This window comes from Xanthomonas sp. LMG 12459, from assembly GCF_009192905.1.
Classification (GTDB): Bacteria; Pseudomonadota; Gammaproteobacteria; order Xanthomonadales; family Xanthomonadaceae; genus Xanthomonas_A; species Xanthomonas_A sontii.
The window spans coordinates 28213-43812 of sequence record NZ_NSGT01000066.1 but is presented as its reverse complement, the minus strand read 5'-3'; the positions used below and the strand labels follow the sequence as shown (position 1 = coordinate 43812).

The 15600-nt window shown below is 70.4% G+C and carries 15 protein-coding genes; 12 read left to right on the top strand and 3 right to left on the bottom strand.

Annotated elements, in window-relative coordinates:
• Nucleotides 1–35: 35 nt before the first annotated feature.
• From CEK65_RS14675 to salA, 6 genes are all read left to right on the top strand, one after another.
• On the top strand, nucleotides 36–998 hold the full coding sequence (locus CEK65_RS14675) for an alpha/beta hydrolase (RefSeq protein ID WP_017908782.1): 963 nt from the start codon (nucleotides 36–38) through the stop codon (nucleotides 996–998).
• Between the two features lie 32 nt (nucleotides 999–1030).
• Complete coding sequence (locus CEK65_RS14670) at nucleotides 1031–2494, top strand: benzaldehyde dehydrogenase (protein WP_148828001.1); 1464 nt, start codon at nucleotides 1031–1033, stop codon at nucleotides 2492–2494.
• An 18-nt stretch (nucleotides 2495–2512) separates the two neighbouring features.
• On the top strand, nucleotides 2513–3640 hold the full coding sequence (locus CEK65_RS14665; RefSeq protein WP_017913080.1) for an NAD(P)-dependent alcohol dehydrogenase: 1128 nt from the start codon (nucleotides 2513–2515) through the stop codon (nucleotides 3638–3640).
• A gap of 859 nt (nucleotides 3641–4499) precedes the next feature.
• Complete coding sequence (locus tag CEK65_RS14660; protein WP_017913079.1) at nucleotides 4500–5693, top strand: outer membrane protein transport protein; 1194 nt, start codon at nucleotides 4500–4502, stop codon at nucleotides 5691–5693.
• Between the two features lie 19 nt (nucleotides 5694–5712).
• Nucleotides 5713–6432, top strand: coding sequence for an alpha/beta hydrolase (locus CEK65_RS14655; protein WP_017915018.1), 720 nt, complete (start codon nucleotides 5713–5715; stop codon nucleotides 6430–6432).
• A gap of 22 nt (nucleotides 6433–6454) precedes the next feature.
• Nucleotides 6455–7741, top strand: coding sequence for a salicylate 1-monooxygenase (gene salA, locus CEK65_RS14650; protein ID WP_043093397.1), 1287 nt, complete (start codon nucleotides 6455–6457; stop codon nucleotides 7739–7741).
• A 365-nt stretch (nucleotides 7742–8106) separates the two neighbouring features.
• On the opposite strand, the gene CEK65_RS14645 is transcribed toward salA, so the two are convergent.
• Nucleotides 8107–8589 carry a YajQ family cyclic di-GMP-binding protein gene (locus CEK65_RS14645; protein ID WP_152182191.1) on the bottom strand — a complete coding sequence of 161 codons (483 nt, stop codon included), beginning with the start codon at nucleotides 8587–8589 and terminating at the stop codon, nucleotides 8107–8109.
• Nucleotides 8590–8889: 300 nt separating this feature from the next.
• Between CEK65_RS14645 and CEK65_RS14640 the strand changes: the two genes are divergently transcribed.
• The 5 genes from CEK65_RS14640 (at nucleotide 8890) to CEK65_RS14620 (ending at nucleotide 13138) form a co-directional block, all read left to right on the top strand.
• Nucleotides 8890–9783, top strand: coding sequence for a DMT family transporter (locus CEK65_RS14640; RefSeq protein WP_152182190.1), 894 nt, complete (start codon nucleotides 8890–8892; stop codon nucleotides 9781–9783).
• A gap of 97 nt (nucleotides 9784–9880) precedes the next feature.
• Nucleotides 9881–10888: a methionine ABC transporter ATP-binding protein gene (locus CEK65_RS14635; RefSeq protein WP_017907482.1), complete on the top strand. Its 1008-nt coding sequence runs from the start codon at nucleotides 9881–9883 to the stop codon at nucleotides 10886–10888.
• Complete coding sequence (locus CEK65_RS14630) at nucleotides 10885–11580, top strand: methionine ABC transporter permease (RefSeq protein ID WP_152182189.1); 696 nt, start codon at nucleotides 10885–10887, stop codon at nucleotides 11578–11580. The genes CEK65_RS14635 and CEK65_RS14630 overlap by 4 nt, the downstream gene beginning before the upstream one ends.
• Nucleotides 11581–11757: 177 nt before the next feature.
• A complete protein-coding gene (locus CEK65_RS14625; protein WP_017907484.1) occupies nucleotides 11758–12561 on the top strand; it encodes a MetQ/NlpA family ABC transporter substrate-binding protein in 804 nt (267 codons plus the stop codon).
• Nucleotides 12562–12574: 13 nt separating this feature from the next.
• Nucleotides 12575–13138: a DUF1453 domain-containing protein gene (locus tag CEK65_RS14620; protein ID WP_148827998.1), complete on the top strand. Its 564-nt coding sequence runs from the start codon at nucleotides 12575–12577 to the stop codon at nucleotides 13136–13138.
• Nucleotides 13139–13255: 117 nt separating this feature from the next.
• Here the strand turns inward: CEK65_RS14620 and CEK65_RS14615 are convergent, their stop codons facing one another.
• On the bottom strand, nucleotides 13256–13885 hold the full coding sequence (locus CEK65_RS14615; protein ID WP_017907486.1) for an OmpW family outer membrane protein: 630 nt from the start codon (nucleotides 13883–13885) through the stop codon (nucleotides 13256–13258).
• 182 nt (nucleotides 13886–14067) lie between these two features.
• On the opposite strand from CEK65_RS14615, the gene CEK65_RS14610 reads away from it, so the two are divergent.
• The gene (locus CEK65_RS14610; protein WP_152182188.1) at nucleotides 14068–14607 is read left to right on the top strand and encodes a DNA-deoxyinosine glycosylase; all 540 of its coding nucleotides are present in this window, start codon (nucleotides 14068–14070) and stop codon (nucleotides 14605–14607) included.
• Nucleotides 14608–14765: 158 nt separating this feature from the next.
• On the opposite strand, the gene CEK65_RS14605 is transcribed toward CEK65_RS14610, so the two are convergent.
• The gene (locus tag CEK65_RS14605; RefSeq protein ID WP_152182187.1) at nucleotides 14766–15509 is read right to left on the bottom strand and encodes a hypothetical protein; all 744 of its coding nucleotides are present in this window, start codon (nucleotides 15507–15509) and stop codon (nucleotides 14766–14768) included.
• Between the last annotated feature and the right edge of the window lie 91 nt (nucleotides 15510–15600).

The window sequence follows — 15600 nt, the reverse complement described above, 5'->3', positions numbered from 1 at the left end:
TGTCCTCACCTCTGTCCTTTCCTGGAGCGAACGCCATGCAGTCCCCTCTCTTCGACCCTTCGCGGCTGGCGCCGGACGTGCTGGCGGTGTTGCAAGGCATGGCCGCCAGCGGCGCGCCCCCGCTGGAGACCCTGCCGATCCCGCAGCTGCGCCAGGCCTACGGTCAGATCGGCGCGCTGCTCGGCGGCACGCCGTTGCCGGTGGCCGAGGTCCGTGCGCTGACCGCCACGGGGCCGGCCGGTCCGATCCCGCTGCGCCTGTATCGGCCGGTCAGCGCGCCGCAGGCCACCGCGGCCATCGTCTATCTGCACGGCGGCGGCTGGAGTGCCGGCGATCTGGACACCCACGATCCGGTCTGCCGGCGCCTGGCGCAGGCGGCCGCGTGCGCGGTGGTGGCGGTGGACTACCGGCTGGCGCCGGAACATCCGGCCCCGGCCGGCCCGCAGGACGTGGTCGCGGCGATCGCCTGGCTGGCGGCGCACGCCGGCGAGCTGGGCCTGGATGCCGGCCGCCTGGCCGTGGCCGGCGACAGCGCCGGCGGCAGTCTGGCGGCGGTGGCCTGTCAGCAGTTGCGCGGCAGTGCGGTGGCGCTGCGCGCGCAGGCGCTGTTCTATCCGAGTACGGATCTGTCGCCGGCATCGCAGGACTTTGCGGCGCGCCACGAGAACGCGCATGTGCCGCCGCTGACGCTGGCGGTGATGCAGGCGATGTCGGCGCCGTTCGTGGCCGAGTACGACCCCAGCGACAGCCGGCTGTCGCCGCTGCGCGCGGCCGATCTGCGCGGACTGCCACCGGCCTTGATCTACACCGCCGCCTGCGACGTGCTGCGCGACGACGGCCGCCACTACGCCGATGCCCTGCGCACGGCCGGGGTGGCGGTGGAGTACGTCGAACTGCCGGGCATGGTGCACGGCTTCGTCGAAATGGCCGGCGTGCTGCCGGCCGCCGTGCGCGCCATCGAACATGCCGCCGCCTTCCTGAGCGCGCGACTGGCATGACCGGCAACCCCGATTCCCAGGAGAACACCCGCATGAACGATACGCTTTTGCTGCAGCACGATTTTTGGCACGGAGCGCTTTTCACCGGTCAGTGGCAGGCCGCCACCGAGAGCGCGGAGGCGATCGCGCCGGCCAGCGGAGAGCAGCTCGGCCGCGTCGGCCTGGCTGGCCCGGCGCAGGTCGCGGTCTCGGCCGCCGCCGCTGCGCAGGCGCAACGCGGCTGGGCCGCGGCGCCGTATGCGCAACGCGCGCAGGTACTGCGCCAGGCCGCGCAACTGGCCGAGCGGTTCCAGCAGGAGATCGCCGATTGGCTGGTGCGCGAGAGCGGTTCCACCCAAGGCAAGGCCGGCTTCGAAGCGGCCCTGTGCGCCACCGCCCTGCACGAAGCGGCGGCGCTGCCGTCGCGCAGCGCCGGCGAGGTGCTGCCCTCCGCGGCGGGGCGCCTGAGTCTGGCGCGGCGCCGTCCGCTGGGCGTGGTCGGCGTCATCGCGCCGTTCAATTTCCCGCTGTACCTGGCCATGCGCGCGGTGGCGCCGGCGCTGGCGCTGGGCAACGCGGTGGTGCTCAAGCCCGATCCGCGCACCGCGATCTGCGGCGGCGCGGTCATCGCGCGGCTGTTCGAACTGGCCGGCCTGCCGGCCGGCGTGCTGCACGTGCTGCCCGGCGATGGCGGCGCCGGCGCCGCACTGACCGCCGATCCGCACGTGGCGATGATCCAGTTCACCGGTTCCACCGCGGCCGGGCGCAAGGTCGGCGAGGCGGCCAGCCGTCATCTGAAGAAGGTGTCGCTGGAACTGGGCGGCAAGAACTCGCTGATCGTGCTCGACGATGCCGACCTGGATCTGGCGATCGCCAACACCGCCTGGGGCGCGTATCTGCACCAGGGCCAGATCTGCATGTCCGCCGGCCGCGTGCTGGTGCAGCGCGCACTCTACCCGCAGTTCGTCGAGCGGCTGGCGGCCAAGGCCAGGAGCCTGAGCGTCGGCGACCCGGCCAGCGGCGAGGTCGCGCTCGGCCCGTTGATCGATGCGACCCAGCGCGATCACGCAGCGCGCCTGGTCGCGGCCGCGCGCGAGGCCGGTGCCACCGTCGCCGCCGGCGGCGGCTACCGCGACCTGTTCTTCGAGCCCACCGTGCTCAGCGACGTCACCCCCGACAACCCGGCCTTCCGCGAGGAGATCTTCGCTCCGGTGGCGGTGGTGGTGCCGTTCGACACCGATGCCGAGGCCGTCGCCCTGGCCAACGACACCGAGTACGGGCTGTCGATGGCGGTGCTGTCGGCCGACGTCGGCCGCGCAATGGCGCTGGGCGAGCAGTTGCGCACCGGCCTGCTGCACATCAACGACCAGACCGTCAACGACGAGGTGGTCAATCCGTTCGGCGGCGTCGGCGCCTCCGGCAACGGCAGCAGCATCGGTGGCCCGGCGAACCTGGAAGAGTTCACCCAGTGGCAGTGGTTGACCGTCAAGGGCGCAGCGCCCGCCTATCCGCTTTGAACCCCAGGAGACAGTGCGATGAACGCAGCAACCGATAAACGCGAGATCACCGTGGCGGTCGCGCACGCGCCGCAACAGCCCTTCACCATCGAGCAGGCGCGCATCCGCGCGCCGCAGGACGACGAGGTGCTGGTGCGGGTGGTGGCCACCGGCCTGTGCCACACCGACCTGATCGTGCGCGATCAGTACTACCCGGTGCCGCTGCCGGCGGTGCTCGGCCATGAGGGCGCCGGCGTGGTCGAAGCGCTGGGTCCCAACGTCAAGAGCCTGCAGGTCGGCGACCACGTGGTGCTCACCTATGGCGCCTGCGGCCACTGCAATCCCTGCGATGGCGGGCATGCCGCGTATTGCCAGGAGTTCTTCCCGCGCAACTTCGGCGGTGCCGACGCGCATGGCCATACCGCCATCGAGGATCTGCACGGGCAGCCGCTGCACGACCACTTCTTCGCCCAGTCCTCGTTCGCCACCTATGCGCTGGCGCGCGAGAACAATGCGATCAGGGTGTCGCGCGAGGCGCCGCTGGAACTGCTCGGCCCGCTGGGCTGCGGCATCCAGACCGGAGCCGGCGCGGTGATCAATGCGCTGAAGGTGCGCCCTGGCAGCAGCTTCGTTGCGATCGGCGCCGGTGCGGTCGGACTCAGCGCGGTGATGGCCGCGCACGTGGCCGGCGCCGCCTGCATCATCGCCGTGGACGTGGTGCCGTCGCGGCTGGCGCTGGCCAAGGAACTGGGCGCCACGCACGTGATCGACAACCGCGAAGGCGATCTGGTGGAAGCGGTGCGCGCGATCACCGGCGGCGGCGCCGACTTCGCGCTCGAATCCACCGGGCGTCCGCAGTTGCTGGAGGCGGGCATCGAAGCGTTGGCCAGCCTGGGCACGATCGGCGTGGTCGGCGCACCCAAGCTCGGCACCATGGCCGGTTTCGACGTCAACAACCTGCTGCTGGGCGGACGCAGCATCCGCGGCATCGTCGAGGGCGACAGCGTGCCGCAGGTGTTCATTCCGCAACTGGTGACGCTGTACCAGCAGGGCCGCTTCCCGTTCGACAAGCTGGTGAAGTTCTATCCGTTGAGCGACATCAACCAGGCCGCCGCCGACAGCAGCAGCGGCATCACCCTCAAGCCGATCCTGCGCATGGCCAGCTGAGCCTTGCGCTGGCGACGGCGCTGCCGTCGCGCGTGTCCCCGCAGCAGGCGTCGCGCCTGCCTCGGCACCGACGTCGCCACACGCTGCCGTGGGCGATGCCGGTGCCGTTTTTTTTGATCGCGCCCTCGCCGTGCGCGTTCGCCGGCATCCTGCCTGCCTCGGCCGAGACGCGGGAGGCCGGCGCGCGTGCCAGGCTGCGCCGCAGTGCAGCGCCCGAGCGGTGTCTGCGTTGCCCTCCTTGCGTTGCCGGACCGCACCGCCGCCCGATGAAGCCCGTGCCGTGTAGCGCCGCGCGCCGCTGCGCTGCGCGTGCCTGGCTGTCTGTGCGCTGCGGCGCGCGGGGTGTCCAGTGGCATGCAGACACTGGCATGCGCAAGCTCGCCGAGGCGGCGCAGAGCGCGTGTGCGTGCGCGTCCAGGCGTTGGCGTTTGCGCAAGCGATGCGGGCGTGCGCCTGCGACGACGCTGCCGCTGCGTCGGCATGCACGCCATCGAACGCGCATGTTGCATCGCGGAAGATCCAGTGCTAGCGCGCATCGCGCGATGAACATACCAGCAGGGTATGAAACGAGACTGACATGGTCTTGGACGCCTGGTGTGATGCGGGGCAGTGTCGGACGCATGGATGCATCGCCGAGGTCAGTCGTCTCCTGCTTCGATCGTCGCGAGCGTCCGTACCGGTTGCGCGCACGGTCTTGCGTTCGCGTCGTACCGCGTCGCCGTGTCGGCCGACGCGTGCACAAAGGATGAGTGCCGTTTCCAACATCCCGCGCTGCCGGTCGTCACGACGGCAGTGCGGACCCCGCGTGCCGCCGGTCGGCGGCCGCACCCACGCATCGGCTCGGAGGGAGGGCTCGATCATGCAGCAGTTCGCACATCCAATGCGCCGCAGGGCGCAACGACAGGGCACGCCACGCTGGACCACGCTGCTGTGGACCGTGGCGGCGGTTTCGGGTGGTGCCGCCGCCAACAACGGCGTCGCCTTGCCCGGCTACGGCGCGCAGACCCAGGGCCTGGCCGGCACCTCGATCGCGTTGCCGCTGGACGCGGCGGCGTCCGCCAACAACCCGGCCGGCATGGGCGCGGTCGGCGACCGCATGGACGCCGACCTCACCTTGATCGCGGCGCCGGTGCGCGCGCAGGTCGGCCCCAACCGCTACGGCGACGATGCGCTGGTTCCGGTGCCCACCGCCGGCTACAACCATCAACTCAACGACGACCTGAGCCTGGGGGTGTCGGTGTTCGGCCACGGCGTCGCGCTGGACTACGGCGCTCCGGTGTATGGCAGCCACAACACCCTGTCCAAGCTGCAGCAGGTGGTGTTCGCGCCGACCCTGGCCTGGCGCGTGGGCGAGCACCAGTACCTGGGCATCTCGCCGCGGCTGGCCTACCAGCGCTTGCACGTCGCCGGCCTGGAGGGGGTCGGCTTCCAGTCGGCCGGGGCCGATGCGGCCTACGGGTACGGTGTCGCCGTGGGCTGGTACGGCCAGCTCGCGCCGCGCCTGAGCGCCGGCGTCACCTGGTCCAGCCGCATCCGCTTCGGCCAGATGCAGCGCTACCGTGCGCTGCTGCCGGAAGGCCGTCTGAACATGCCGCAGCAGGCCGGTGTCGGTCTGGCCTGGCAGGCCAGCGATGCGCTGACCGTGGCGGCCGACTGGCTGTGGATCGACTGGGCCGGCGAGCGCTCCTACGGCAATCGCGTCGATGAGGGCGGCGCGTTCGGCGATCCGAACGGTCCGGGCTTCGGCTGGCGTAGCCAGCGCGTGTTCCGCCTGGGGGCCGACTACCGCCTCAACGATGCCTGGTCGCTGCGGGCCGGCTATTCCCGCGGCAGCCGCCTGATCCCCGACAGCCAGGCGCAGTTGGCCGTGCTGGCGCCGCTGGCGCAGTACAGCCACTACGCGCTTGGCGCGACCTGGCGGCTGTCGCCGCAGCTGTCGCTGACCGGCAGCGTCACCCACGCACCGGGCGGTTCGGTCGCCAGCGGCGGCGTGCAGGCCGGGACCCGCGACCTCACCTATCTCACTTTCGGCCTCGGCTGGACCTTCCGCTGAGCCACACGGAGACGACCCCATGCAAACCTATCTGTTGCTGCACGGTTCCTGGCACGACGGCCACGCCTGGGACGGCGTCGCCGCCCATCTGCGCGCGCACGGCGTGCAGGTGCACGCACCGACCATCGCCGGGCATGGCGTGGGCGCCGACAAGCGCGTCTCGCACGCCGACTGCGTGGCCTCGGTGGTGGACTACGTGCGCCGCCACGACCTGCGCGACCTGGTCGTGCTCGGCCACAGCTGGGGCGGCAGCATCGTGCAACGCCTGGCCGAGGAGGAGCCGGAGCGCTGCAAGCGGCTGATCTTCCACAACGCCTTCGTGCTGCGCGACGGCGAGGCGCTGTTCGACCTGTTGCCGCCGCATTACCAGGCGCTGTGGAAGAACGCGGTCGATGCCGACGGCGGCATCATGCTGCCGTTTCCGATCTGGCGCGACGGCTTCATCGGCGACGCCGATCTGGCGCAGGCGCAGCAGGCGTACGCGCAGTTGAGTCCGACCCCCGCGCGCAGCCATTTCGACGCGGTACCGCTCAAGCGTTTCCACGAGCTGCAGATCCCGCGCAGCTGGCTCTATGCCACCGACGATGTGGCATTGCCGCCGGGCGAGTACGGCTGGCATCCGCGGCTGAGCGCGCGCCTGGGCGGCTACCGTCTGGTCAGCCTGCCGGGCAGCCACGAAGTGTGTTTCAGCGCGCCTGCGCTGCTGGCCGAGAAAATCCTGCTGGCTGGCCGCGACTGACATTCCCCACCGGAGACTCCAGATGAATCCTGCATCCCCCCTGCGCATCGGCATCGTCGGCGGCGGCATCGCCGGCGTCGGTCTGGCCCTGGGCCTGTGCCGGCACCGCCATCTCGACGTGCAACTGTTCGAATCGGCGCCGGCCTTCGGCGAAATCGGCGCCGGCGTCTCGTTCGGCCCCAATGCGGTACGCGCGCTGGCCGGCCTGGGCATGGGCGAGCCCTATGCCGAACTCGCCGACCGCACCCCCGCCCCATGGCAGGACGTCTGGTTCGAATGGCGCCGCGGCGAGGACGCGCGGCTGCTGGGCCAGACCCTGGCGCCCGGCGTCGGCCAGTCGTCGGTGCACCGCGCCGACTTCCTCGATGCGTTGGCTACCCGCCTGCCGTTCGGGCTGGCCAGGTTCGGCAAACGCGCAGTCGCCGTGGAGCAGGACGCCGACGTGGCGCGCGTGCGCTTCGCCGACGGCAGCCAGTACGAAGGCGACGTGCTGATCGCCGCCGACGGCATCAAGTCCGCCATGCGCGGCGAAGTGCTGCGTGCGCTCGGCCATGCACCGGCCGAACCGCGTTTCACCGGCACCTGCGCCTATCGCGGCCTGATCGACGCCGCGCGGCTACGTGCCGCTTTCGCCGCCCGCGGCGTGGACGCGCACCTGGTCGACGTGCCGCAGATGTTGCTGGGCCTGGACGCGCACATCCTGACCTTCCCGGTGAAGCAGGGAAGGCTGATCAACGTGGTCGCCTTCGTCTCCGACCGCAGCGAGCCGGCACCGCAATGGCGCGCTGGCCAGGCCTGGGTACGCGAGGCCAGCCGCCGCGAGATGCTGGAGGCGTTCGCGCACTGGGGCGAGGCGGCGCGTACGCTGCTGGAGTGCATCGACACGCCCACGCACTGGGCGCTGCACGATCTGGCCGAGCTGCCCGGCTATGTGCATGGGCGGCTGGCGCTGATCGGCGATGCCGCGCACGCGATGCTGCCGCACCAGGGCGCCGGCGCCGGGCAGGGCCTGGAGGATGCCTATCTGCTGGCGCAACTGCTGGCCACGCCTGGCCTGACGCGCGGCGATCTGCCGGCCCTGCTGCAGGTCTACGAGCGCCTGCGCCTGCCGCGCGCCTGCCGCGTGCAGCGCACCTCGCGCGAGGCCGGCGAGCTGTACGAACTGCGCGATCCGCAGGCCGGCGCCGACGATACGCGGCTGGCGCAGACGCTGGCGCAGCGCTTCGACTGGATCTGGACGCACGACCTGGAAGCCGAAGTGGCGCAGGGGCGGAGAATGCTGGCCGCGGGCGTCACCGCGGGTGCCTAGCAAGAAATTGCGGCGCTAGGCGTCCGCGTCCCGGCGCGGAGGCGGGAGTGCCGTTGCGTGGTGTCGTCTCGCTCCGATGCGGAGTGCGTCGCTTTCGCATGGGCTGCAATGGCCGGGATGCGCTCGCTTGGTCATGCCGGCATGCCTGCTTGCGCAGGCCGGACGGCATGCGCAGGTCGCGACATTGGCGTATCGCCTGTCTGCCGTGCCGCCCTGCAAGGCGAGGCGATGCGCAGCCGTGTGCACTCACGCAGCGTGGCGACGATATCGCGCGGTCGACTGCAGAACGACCATCGCCACGCGGTGGTCGTCCTGCACCCTCGCACCGGCATGGCGATGACGCGCGAGGCGTTTGCGCGGCGGCTTCAGTCGCGGAAATTGTCGAACTGCAGCGGCAGCTCGAAATCGCTCTTCTTCAGCAGCGCGATCGCGTCCTGCAGGTCGTCGCGCTTCTTGCCGCTGACCCGCAGCTTGTCGCCGTTGATCTGGGCTTCCACCTTGAGCTTGGCTTCCTTGAGCGTAGCCACGATCTTCTTGCCCAGCTTCTGCTCGATGCCCTGCTTGACCGTGATCTTCTGCCGCGCGCCGGCGAGGTTGGTTTCCACGTCGCCGAACTCCAGGCAGCGCACGTCGATGCCGCGGGCCAGCAGGCGCGCGCGCAGGATGTCGGTCATCTGCTTGACCTGGAAGTCGCTGGGCGCGGACTGGGCGATGACCTGGTCGTCCAGCTCGAACTTGGCGTCGACGCCCTTGAAGTCGAAGCGCGTCGACAGCTCGCGGTTGGCCTGGTCGACGGCATTGGTCAGTTCGTGCTTGTCGACTTCGGACACGATATCGAAGGAAGGCATGGGCAAGTCCTCGGCAAAGATGCCTATCGTAAGACGTGCGGGCGAGGAGTGGGACGCGGCAGGTGGGAAGTGGCAGCGCGGGTGTCGCAGGGGCTGGCACGTGCAGGGTGGGATGGATGTCGGTTCCGGCGCGTTGCGCAATGTCGTGCGTTGGTGGGCGCCGCGCGTCGCGACTGAAGTCGCTCCCACAAGAAGCGGCATCGGCCGGTGCGCCGGCTGGAGCCATGTGGGAGGGACTTCAGTCCCGACGCGATGAGCCCCGGCACCACGCCCACCGCCGATCGCGGCGATAATGCGCCGATGCCCAACTCCCGTTCCAATGCCGCCGCCGCGTGGATGATCGCCGCGGTCGCGTTCTTCTCGCTGATGGATGCGTCGATGAAGCAGCTCAGCACGCATTATCCGGCGCTGCAGGTCGCGGCGCTGCGCGGCGGCGCCTCGCTGCCGTTCGTGCTGGTGTGGGTGCTGGCCAGCGCCGGGCCGCGCGCGATCTGGCCGGTGCGCTGGGGCTTGCATCTGCTGCGCGGCGTGCTCGGCATCGCCATGATCGGCTGCTTCGCCTGGGCCTTGCGCAGCCTGCCGCTGTCCACCGCCTACACCATCTACTTCGTCGCGCCGCTGCTGGTGGCGGCGCTGTCGGTGCCGCTGCTCGGCGAATACGTGGGCCCGCGGCGCTGGGCGGCGATCGGCGTCGGCCTGGTCGGCGTGCTGGTGGTGCTGCGCCCCGGCATGGACGGCTTCGTCTCGCTGCCGGGGCTGATGGTGCTGCTGGCGGCCATCGCCTATGCGGTCGCCTCGGTGCTGGTCAGCCTGCTGGCGCGCACCGACACGTCGCAGTCGCTGGTGGTGTGGTTCCTGCTGATCATGGCGCTGGGCGCCGGTGCGCTGGCGTTGCCGGAGTGGACCCCGCTGCGCCCGGCCGACACCGGCTGGATCGCCGGCATGGGCTTGGCCGGGGCGCTGGGGCAGGTGGCGCTGACCCAGGCGTTCCGCCGCGGCGACGCCTCGCTGGTCGCGCCGCTGGAGTACAGCGGCCTGCTGTGGGTGATCCCCTGGGACTGGCTGCTGTGGCGCAAGCTGCCCGATGTCTGGACCTGGGTGGGCGGGGCGATCATCGTCGCCAGCGGCCTGTACCTGCTGCACCGCGAGCGGATCCGCGCGGTGGCGCATCCGCCGCCGCAGGCACGCCCCTAGGGCCCGCGATGCGCGCGTACGTTAGAATCGAATGGAATAACGCACGCCATCCTGGCCTGCTAGGCTTTGCGCCCCCCGTCGCTGCCGGTCCCGCGCGTTGATCCAGTTCGAGCGCCTGCACAAGTCCTATTCCGTCGCCGGCCAGCCGGTCGTGGCGCTGCATCCGCTCGACCTGCGCATCGAGGCCGGCGAGGTGTTCGGCATCATCGGCCATTCCGGCGCCGGCAAGTCGACCCTGATCCGGTTGATCAATCGGCTCGAAGAGCCCAGCGGCGGCCGCCTGATCATCGACGGCGAGGACGTCACCGCGCTGGACCGCGCCGGGCTGCGCACACTGCGCCAGCGCGTGGGCATGATCTTCCAGCACTTCAACCTGCTGTCCTCGCGTACGGTCGCCGGCAACGTCGCCTTCCCGCTGGAACTGGCCGGCACGCCGCGCGCGGAGATCGACGCGCGGGTGGCCGAGTTGCTGGAGCGGGTCGGGCTGGCCGCGCATGCCGACAAGTATCCGGCGCAGCTGTCGGGCGGACAGAAGCAGCGCGTCGGCATCGCCCGCGCCCTGGCCACGCGCCCGCGGATCCTGCTGTGCGACGAGGCCACCAGCGCGCTGGACCCGCAGACCACCGCCTCGGTGCTGGCGCTGTTGGCGCAGATCAACCGCGAGCTGGGTCTGACCATCGTGCTGATCACCCACGAGATGGAAGTGATCCGCCGCGTGTGCGATCGCGTGGCGGTGCTCGATGCCGGGCATCTGGTCGAGAGCGGGCCGGTCACCGAGGTGTTCCTGCACCCGCAGCATCCGACCACCAAGCGCTTCGTGTCCGAGGCCGAGCACGTCGACGAGGCCGAGCTGTACCGCGATTTCACCGCCGTGGACGGGCGCATCCTGCGGCTGACCTTCCTAGGCACCGACACCTACGCGCCGCTGCTCGGGCGCATCGCCCGCGCCACCGCGGTGGACTACAACATCCTGTCCGGGCGCATCGACCGGATCAAGGACACCCCGTACGGCCAACTGACCGTGGCCCTGGTCGGCGGCGACATGGATGCGGCGCAGGCCGCCTTCGTCGCCGCCGGCGTGCATGTGCAGGAGCTGCGCCGATGAGTCCGATCGCCACTGCCGCCACCGGCTTCTTCCGCAATCTCGATGCCGGCAAGTGGAGCGAGATCGGACGGGCCACCGTCGATACGCTGCTGATGCTCGGCGGCTCGCTGCCGCTGACCCTGCTGATCGGCCTGCCGCTAGGCGTGCTGCTGTTCCTGACCGGCCCGCGCCAGACCCACCAGAAGCCGCTGCTGTACGGCAGCCTGGCGCTGGTGATCAACGTGCTGCGCTCGGTGCCCTTCATCATCCTGATGATCGCGATGATCCCGCTGACGCTGTGGGCGATGGGCACCTCGCTGGGCGTGCGCGGCGCGATCCTGCCGCTGGTGGTGGGCGCGGCGCCGTTCTACGCGCGGCTGGTGGAGACCGCACTGCGCGAAGTGGACCGCGGCGTGGTCGAGGCCAGCCTGGCGATGGGCGCGACCACCTGGCAACTGGTGACGCGGGTGCTGCTGCCGGAAGCTCGGCCGGGCCTGATCGCCGGCGCCACGGTGACCACCATCGCCCTGATCGGCTTCACCGCGATGGGCGGCGCGATCGGGTCGGGCGGCCTCGGCGACCTGGCCTACCGCGACGGGTACCAGCGCTCGCATCCCGACGTGGCCCTGGTGACCGTGGTGATCCTGTTGCTGCTGGTGCAGGCGCTGCAGATGCTCGGCGACCGCCTGGTTGCGCACTACAGCCGACGTTGATGTTCTGCGTGCCGCGGTAGGAACGGCTTCAGCGCGCCCCTGACCGGTGGAGCGGTCGCGGCTGAAGCCGCTCCTGCGCGCATGGATCGCCCCGCCTGCACGGCCGTCTGCTAGCGTGCACGCATCGCGGCCGCGGGTCGCGCTCCTCCACTCCCCCCGTTTCTCCGGATACCTGCCATGACCCGATTCCCGTTTCGCCTCCTGCTCGCCAGCGCCGTGCTCGTGCTCGGCGGCTGCGGCAAGCCCGATGCCGGCGCCGCCGGCGACCATCTCAGCGTCGCCGCCACTGCGGTGCCGCACGCCGAGATCCTGGAGGTGGTCAAGCCGATGCTGGAGCAGCAGGGCCTGACCCTGGACGTGCGCGTGTTCAACGACTACGTGCAGCCCAACGACCAGGTGGTGCAGAAGCAGATCGACGTGAACTACTTCCAGACCGAGCCCTACCTGCAGGCCTACAACCGCGACCGCAAGAGCGACCTGGTGACCGTGGTCGGCGTGCACATCGAACCGTTCGGCGCCTACTCGCGCCGCTACAAGTCGCTGGACGCGTTGCCGCAGGGCGCCGACGTGGTGATCCCCAACGATCCCAGCAACAACAGCCGCGCGCTGATCCTGCTGGACAAGGCCGGGGTCATCAAGCTCAAGGACCCGAGCAATGCGCTGTCCACCCAGCGCGACATCGTCGCCAATCCCAAGCAGTTGAAGTTCCGCGAGCTGGATTCGGCGATGCTGCCGCGCGTGCTGGACCAGGTCGACCTGGCGCTGATCAACACCAACTACGCGCTCGACGCCGGCCTCAACCCGACCCGCGACGCGCTGGCGATCGAAAGCAAGGATTCGCCGTACGTGAACTTCCTGGTCGCGCGTCGCGACAACAAGGACGATCCGCGCGTGCAGAAGCTGGCCAAGGCGCTGACCAGCCCGGAAGTGAAGGCCTTCATCCAGCGCAAGTACCAGGGCGCGGTGCTGCCGGCGTTCTGATCGGGCCACGCGCATGCCGCTGCTGCTGGCCATTCCGCTGGCGATCGTGATCGCGCTGGCGGTGACCGCGGTGCTGTTGCCGCTGTCGCTGCTGCAGCGGTTTCGCGTGGGCACGGCGCGGCGTCAGGCGCGCGGTTGGCTGGTCGCGGTGCAACTGTGGTCGGCGCTGCTGTCCAGCGTGGTGTTGCTGGTCTTCGCCCTGATTGCCGCGCACTGGTGGCCCGGTGCGGCCACGCATGCGCTGGCCGGCTGGGGCATCGGCGCGCTGCTGGGCGCGCTCGGCATCGTCGCCACCCGCTTCGAGCCGTTGCCGCACGGGCTGCACTACACGCCGAACCTGTGGTTGGTCTTGGGTCTGACCGCGCTCGTGGCGGTACGCATCGGTGCCGGACTGTGGCAAGGCTGGCGCAGTCTGGCCGATGGTGCGGCGTGGCCGACCGAGGGCTGGATGAGTCATGCCAGTCTGCTGGCCGCCGCGGCCTTGCTGCTCGGCTATGCCTGCGCCTACGCCTGGCTGCTGCGGCGGCGCCTGCGCCGGTTCGACCGCTACCGCGGTTTCGATCGCTCGCCGCGCTGAAGGCGCCCGCGTGCACGCGCAATGCGATTTGCGCTGGTCGCGCGCTCGATCCAGCGCACGCACAAAAACAAACGGGCCCTTGCGGGCCCGTTTGCGCAAACGCTGGAGACGGAACGCTTAGAAGCGCGCGCCGACGCCGAAGCTGAACAGCCACGGATCCAGCTTCAGGTCTTCGCCGGTGCCTTCGCCGGCCACCTTCAGCTCCGGACGCGAGTGCATGTAGCGCGCATCGGCACGGGCGAACCAGGTGGAGTTGATGTTCATGTCCACGCCGACGGTGCCGATGGCGCCCTTGGCGGTGTCCAGGCTGATGTGCTGGTCCGGGTTCAGGCCAGCCAGCTTCTCGTTGCTGAAGTTGGACTCGTAGTAACCGACGCCGACGAACGGACGGAACACGTTGTCCGCCTGGCCGAAGTGGTACTGGCCGCTCAGCGCGATCGGCTGCTGCTCGACGGTACCGACCTTGCCGATGCCGTCGGCCTTGACGCGGTGGTTGAACTTGTCGGCAGCGCCCCACAGTTCGACCGCCCAGTTGTCGTCGATCAGCCAGCTGGCGCTGATGGTCGGCGCCGGGCCGCCATCGACGTCGAGGCCGGCCGCCGGCTTGGAATGCGGGTCGAGCAGGGTCGCGCTGCCGACGACGGAGAAATGCTTGCCGGAAGCGGTATCGGCATCCTGTGCGAATGCGGCGGGCGCAAACGCAAGGGCGGACACGACAGCCAGGCTCAGGATCTGAATGGACCGCATGGGGTATCTCCTCATCTTGTTCTTGTGGGGCCACGGGAGTGGGCGCGCACACCGTATCGATGAGAAGATGAATCGTCGCCGACCCTCGCCGGACGAATGCAGGCGATGTTCAGGCACTTGCGCCCGATGCTTGAAATAACGAGGTTTTAAGACTTTTGGCTGTTCATCCAGGTGCGCGCGACGTGACGACGCAGCCACTGTTGCAGGGCCTGCCCGCGCAGATTCGCGACGATTGCCGCGTGCTTGTGCTCGGCTCCATGCCCGGTGCGGCGTCGTTGCGGCAGGCGCGTTACTACGCGCATCCGCGCAACCGGTTCTGGCCGCTGATGGCGGCGCTGTGCGGCTTCGATGCGGCACTGGACGCCGAAGTGCGGATGCAGGCGCTGCACGCGGCCGGCGTGGGCCTGTGGGATGTGATCGGCCAGTGCCGACGCCGCGGCAGCCTAGACGCGGCGATCGTGCGCGGCAGCGAAATTCCCAATGCCTTGCCCGAGCGCATCGCGCAGTTGCCGCAGCTGCGCGCCATCGCCTGCAATGGCGCGGCGGCGGCGCAGGCGTTCGCGCGCTTCGTGCAGCCGCACCTGCCGCTGCGCGATCCGCATCTGGTGCTGCTGGCGCTGCCGTCCAGCAGCCCGGCCAATGCGGCGTTCGCCTGGCCGCGGCTGCTGCAGGCGTGGTCGCCGCTGCAGCAATGGCTGCGGGTGCCGATGGCTGGCGATTGACGGGTGCCTCCAATCACGCACGAGGCACACGCGCAGGGGCGGCTTCAGCCGCGACGCGGCTATCCCGACAGCGCTGGCCCGGCCGAAGCCACTCTTACGAGACAGCGCGATGTGGCAAAAACAGGTGATTGGCGGCGCGCTGGCGTTGCGTCCATGGATCAGCGCCGCGCGCGCAGGCGCAGCCACAGCGTCTGCAGCGCCAGCACCGCGGCCAGCAGCAAGGCCACCCACGCTGCGCTCTGCGCACCGGCCAGCGTGCTGGCGGCCTGTTTGACGTAGACCGCGGCCAGCGCCCACAGCGCCGCCGCAGCGTAGGCGAGGTTGCCGCGCATGGCCCGGTTCATGCCCAGCAGCAGCACCGCCGCCAGCGCGAACAGCACCAGGCTCCACGGCAGCATCCGCTCGGTCGAGAGCCAGCGGTAGGCCACGATCACCTGCGCGGTGTTCAGGAATGCCGCCAGCGACAGCCAGCCGGCGTGCAGCGACAGCGGCAGCCAGGCCCACAGGGTCTGGCCGGATTCGGGGGCGGGGTCGCGCGACAGTCGCAGCGCGGCCAGCAGCATCGCCGCCAGCGCGGTCCAGATCACCGCCAGCGCCAGCAGGAAGTGCTGCTGCGAGAACACCGGCATCCACGCCGCCGTCAGCGCGAAGCCCAGCGCCGCCGGCGCCCGCACCTGCGCCAGCGCGCTGACGCGACGGCGCCGCGCGCTGGATTGCCACAGGCCGAAGGCCAGGTCGAGCAGGAAGATCACACCCCAGATCGCGAAGGCGTAGCCGGCGGCGACGATCAGGGTCGGGTAGCGGTCGGAGATGGCGCCGTTGGTCGGGCCGAACGCGCCACGTTGCGAGAACCAGGCGACCAGCGGCATCGCCAACGCCATCAACAGCACCAGGATCCGCATGCCTGCCCTCCGGAAATCTGCGGCGAGCCTAGCCGTGGCCCCGTGAAGGCGGTGCACCGGCGATGGCTGCGCAACATGCGCCGGCGTACTG

Coding starts and splice junctions, on each gene's coding strand:
- CEK65_RS14675 (WP_017908782.1), top strand. CDS start 36: ATGCAGTCCCCTCTCTTCGACCCTTCGCGGCTGGCGCCGGACGTGCTG.
- CEK65_RS14670 (WP_148828001.1), top strand. CDS start 1,031: ATGAACGATACGCTTTTGCTGCAGCACGATTTTTGGCACGGAGCGCTT.
- CEK65_RS14665 (WP_017913080.1), top strand. CDS start 2,513: ATGAACGCAGCAACCGATAAACGCGAGATCACCGTGGCGGTCGCGCAC.
- CEK65_RS14660 (WP_017913079.1), top strand. CDS start 4,500: ATGCAGCAGTTCGCACATCCAATGCGCCGCAGGGCGCAACGACAGGGC.
- CEK65_RS14655 (WP_017915018.1), top strand. CDS start 5,713: ATGCAAACCTATCTGTTGCTGCACGGTTCCTGGCACGACGGCCACGCC.
- salA (WP_043093397.1), top strand. CDS start 6,455: ATGAATCCTGCATCCCCCCTGCGCATCGGCATCGTCGGCGGCGGCATC.
- CEK65_RS14645 (WP_152182191.1), bottom strand. CDS start 8,589: ATGCCTTCCTTCGATATCGTGTCCGAAGTCGACAAGCACGAACTGACC.
- CEK65_RS14640 (WP_152182190.1), top strand. CDS start 8,890: ATGCCCAACTCCCGTTCCAATGCCGCCGCCGCGTGGATGATCGCCGCG.
- CEK65_RS14630 (WP_152182189.1), top strand. CDS start 10,885: ATGAGTCCGATCGCCACTGCCGCCACCGGCTTCTTCCGCAATCTCGAT.
- CEK65_RS14625 (WP_017907484.1), top strand. CDS start 11,758: ATGACCCGATTCCCGTTTCGCCTCCTGCTCGCCAGCGCCGTGCTCGTG.
- CEK65_RS14620 (WP_148827998.1), top strand. CDS start 12,575: ATGCCGCTGCTGCTGGCCATTCCGCTGGCGATCGTGATCGCGCTGGCG.
- CEK65_RS14615 (WP_017907486.1), bottom strand. CDS start 13,885: ATGCGGTCCATTCAGATCCTGAGCCTGGCTGTCGTGTCCGCCCTTGCG.
- CEK65_RS14605 (WP_152182187.1), bottom strand. CDS start 15,509: ATGCGGATCCTGGTGCTGTTGATGGCGTTGGCGATGCCGCTGGTCGCC.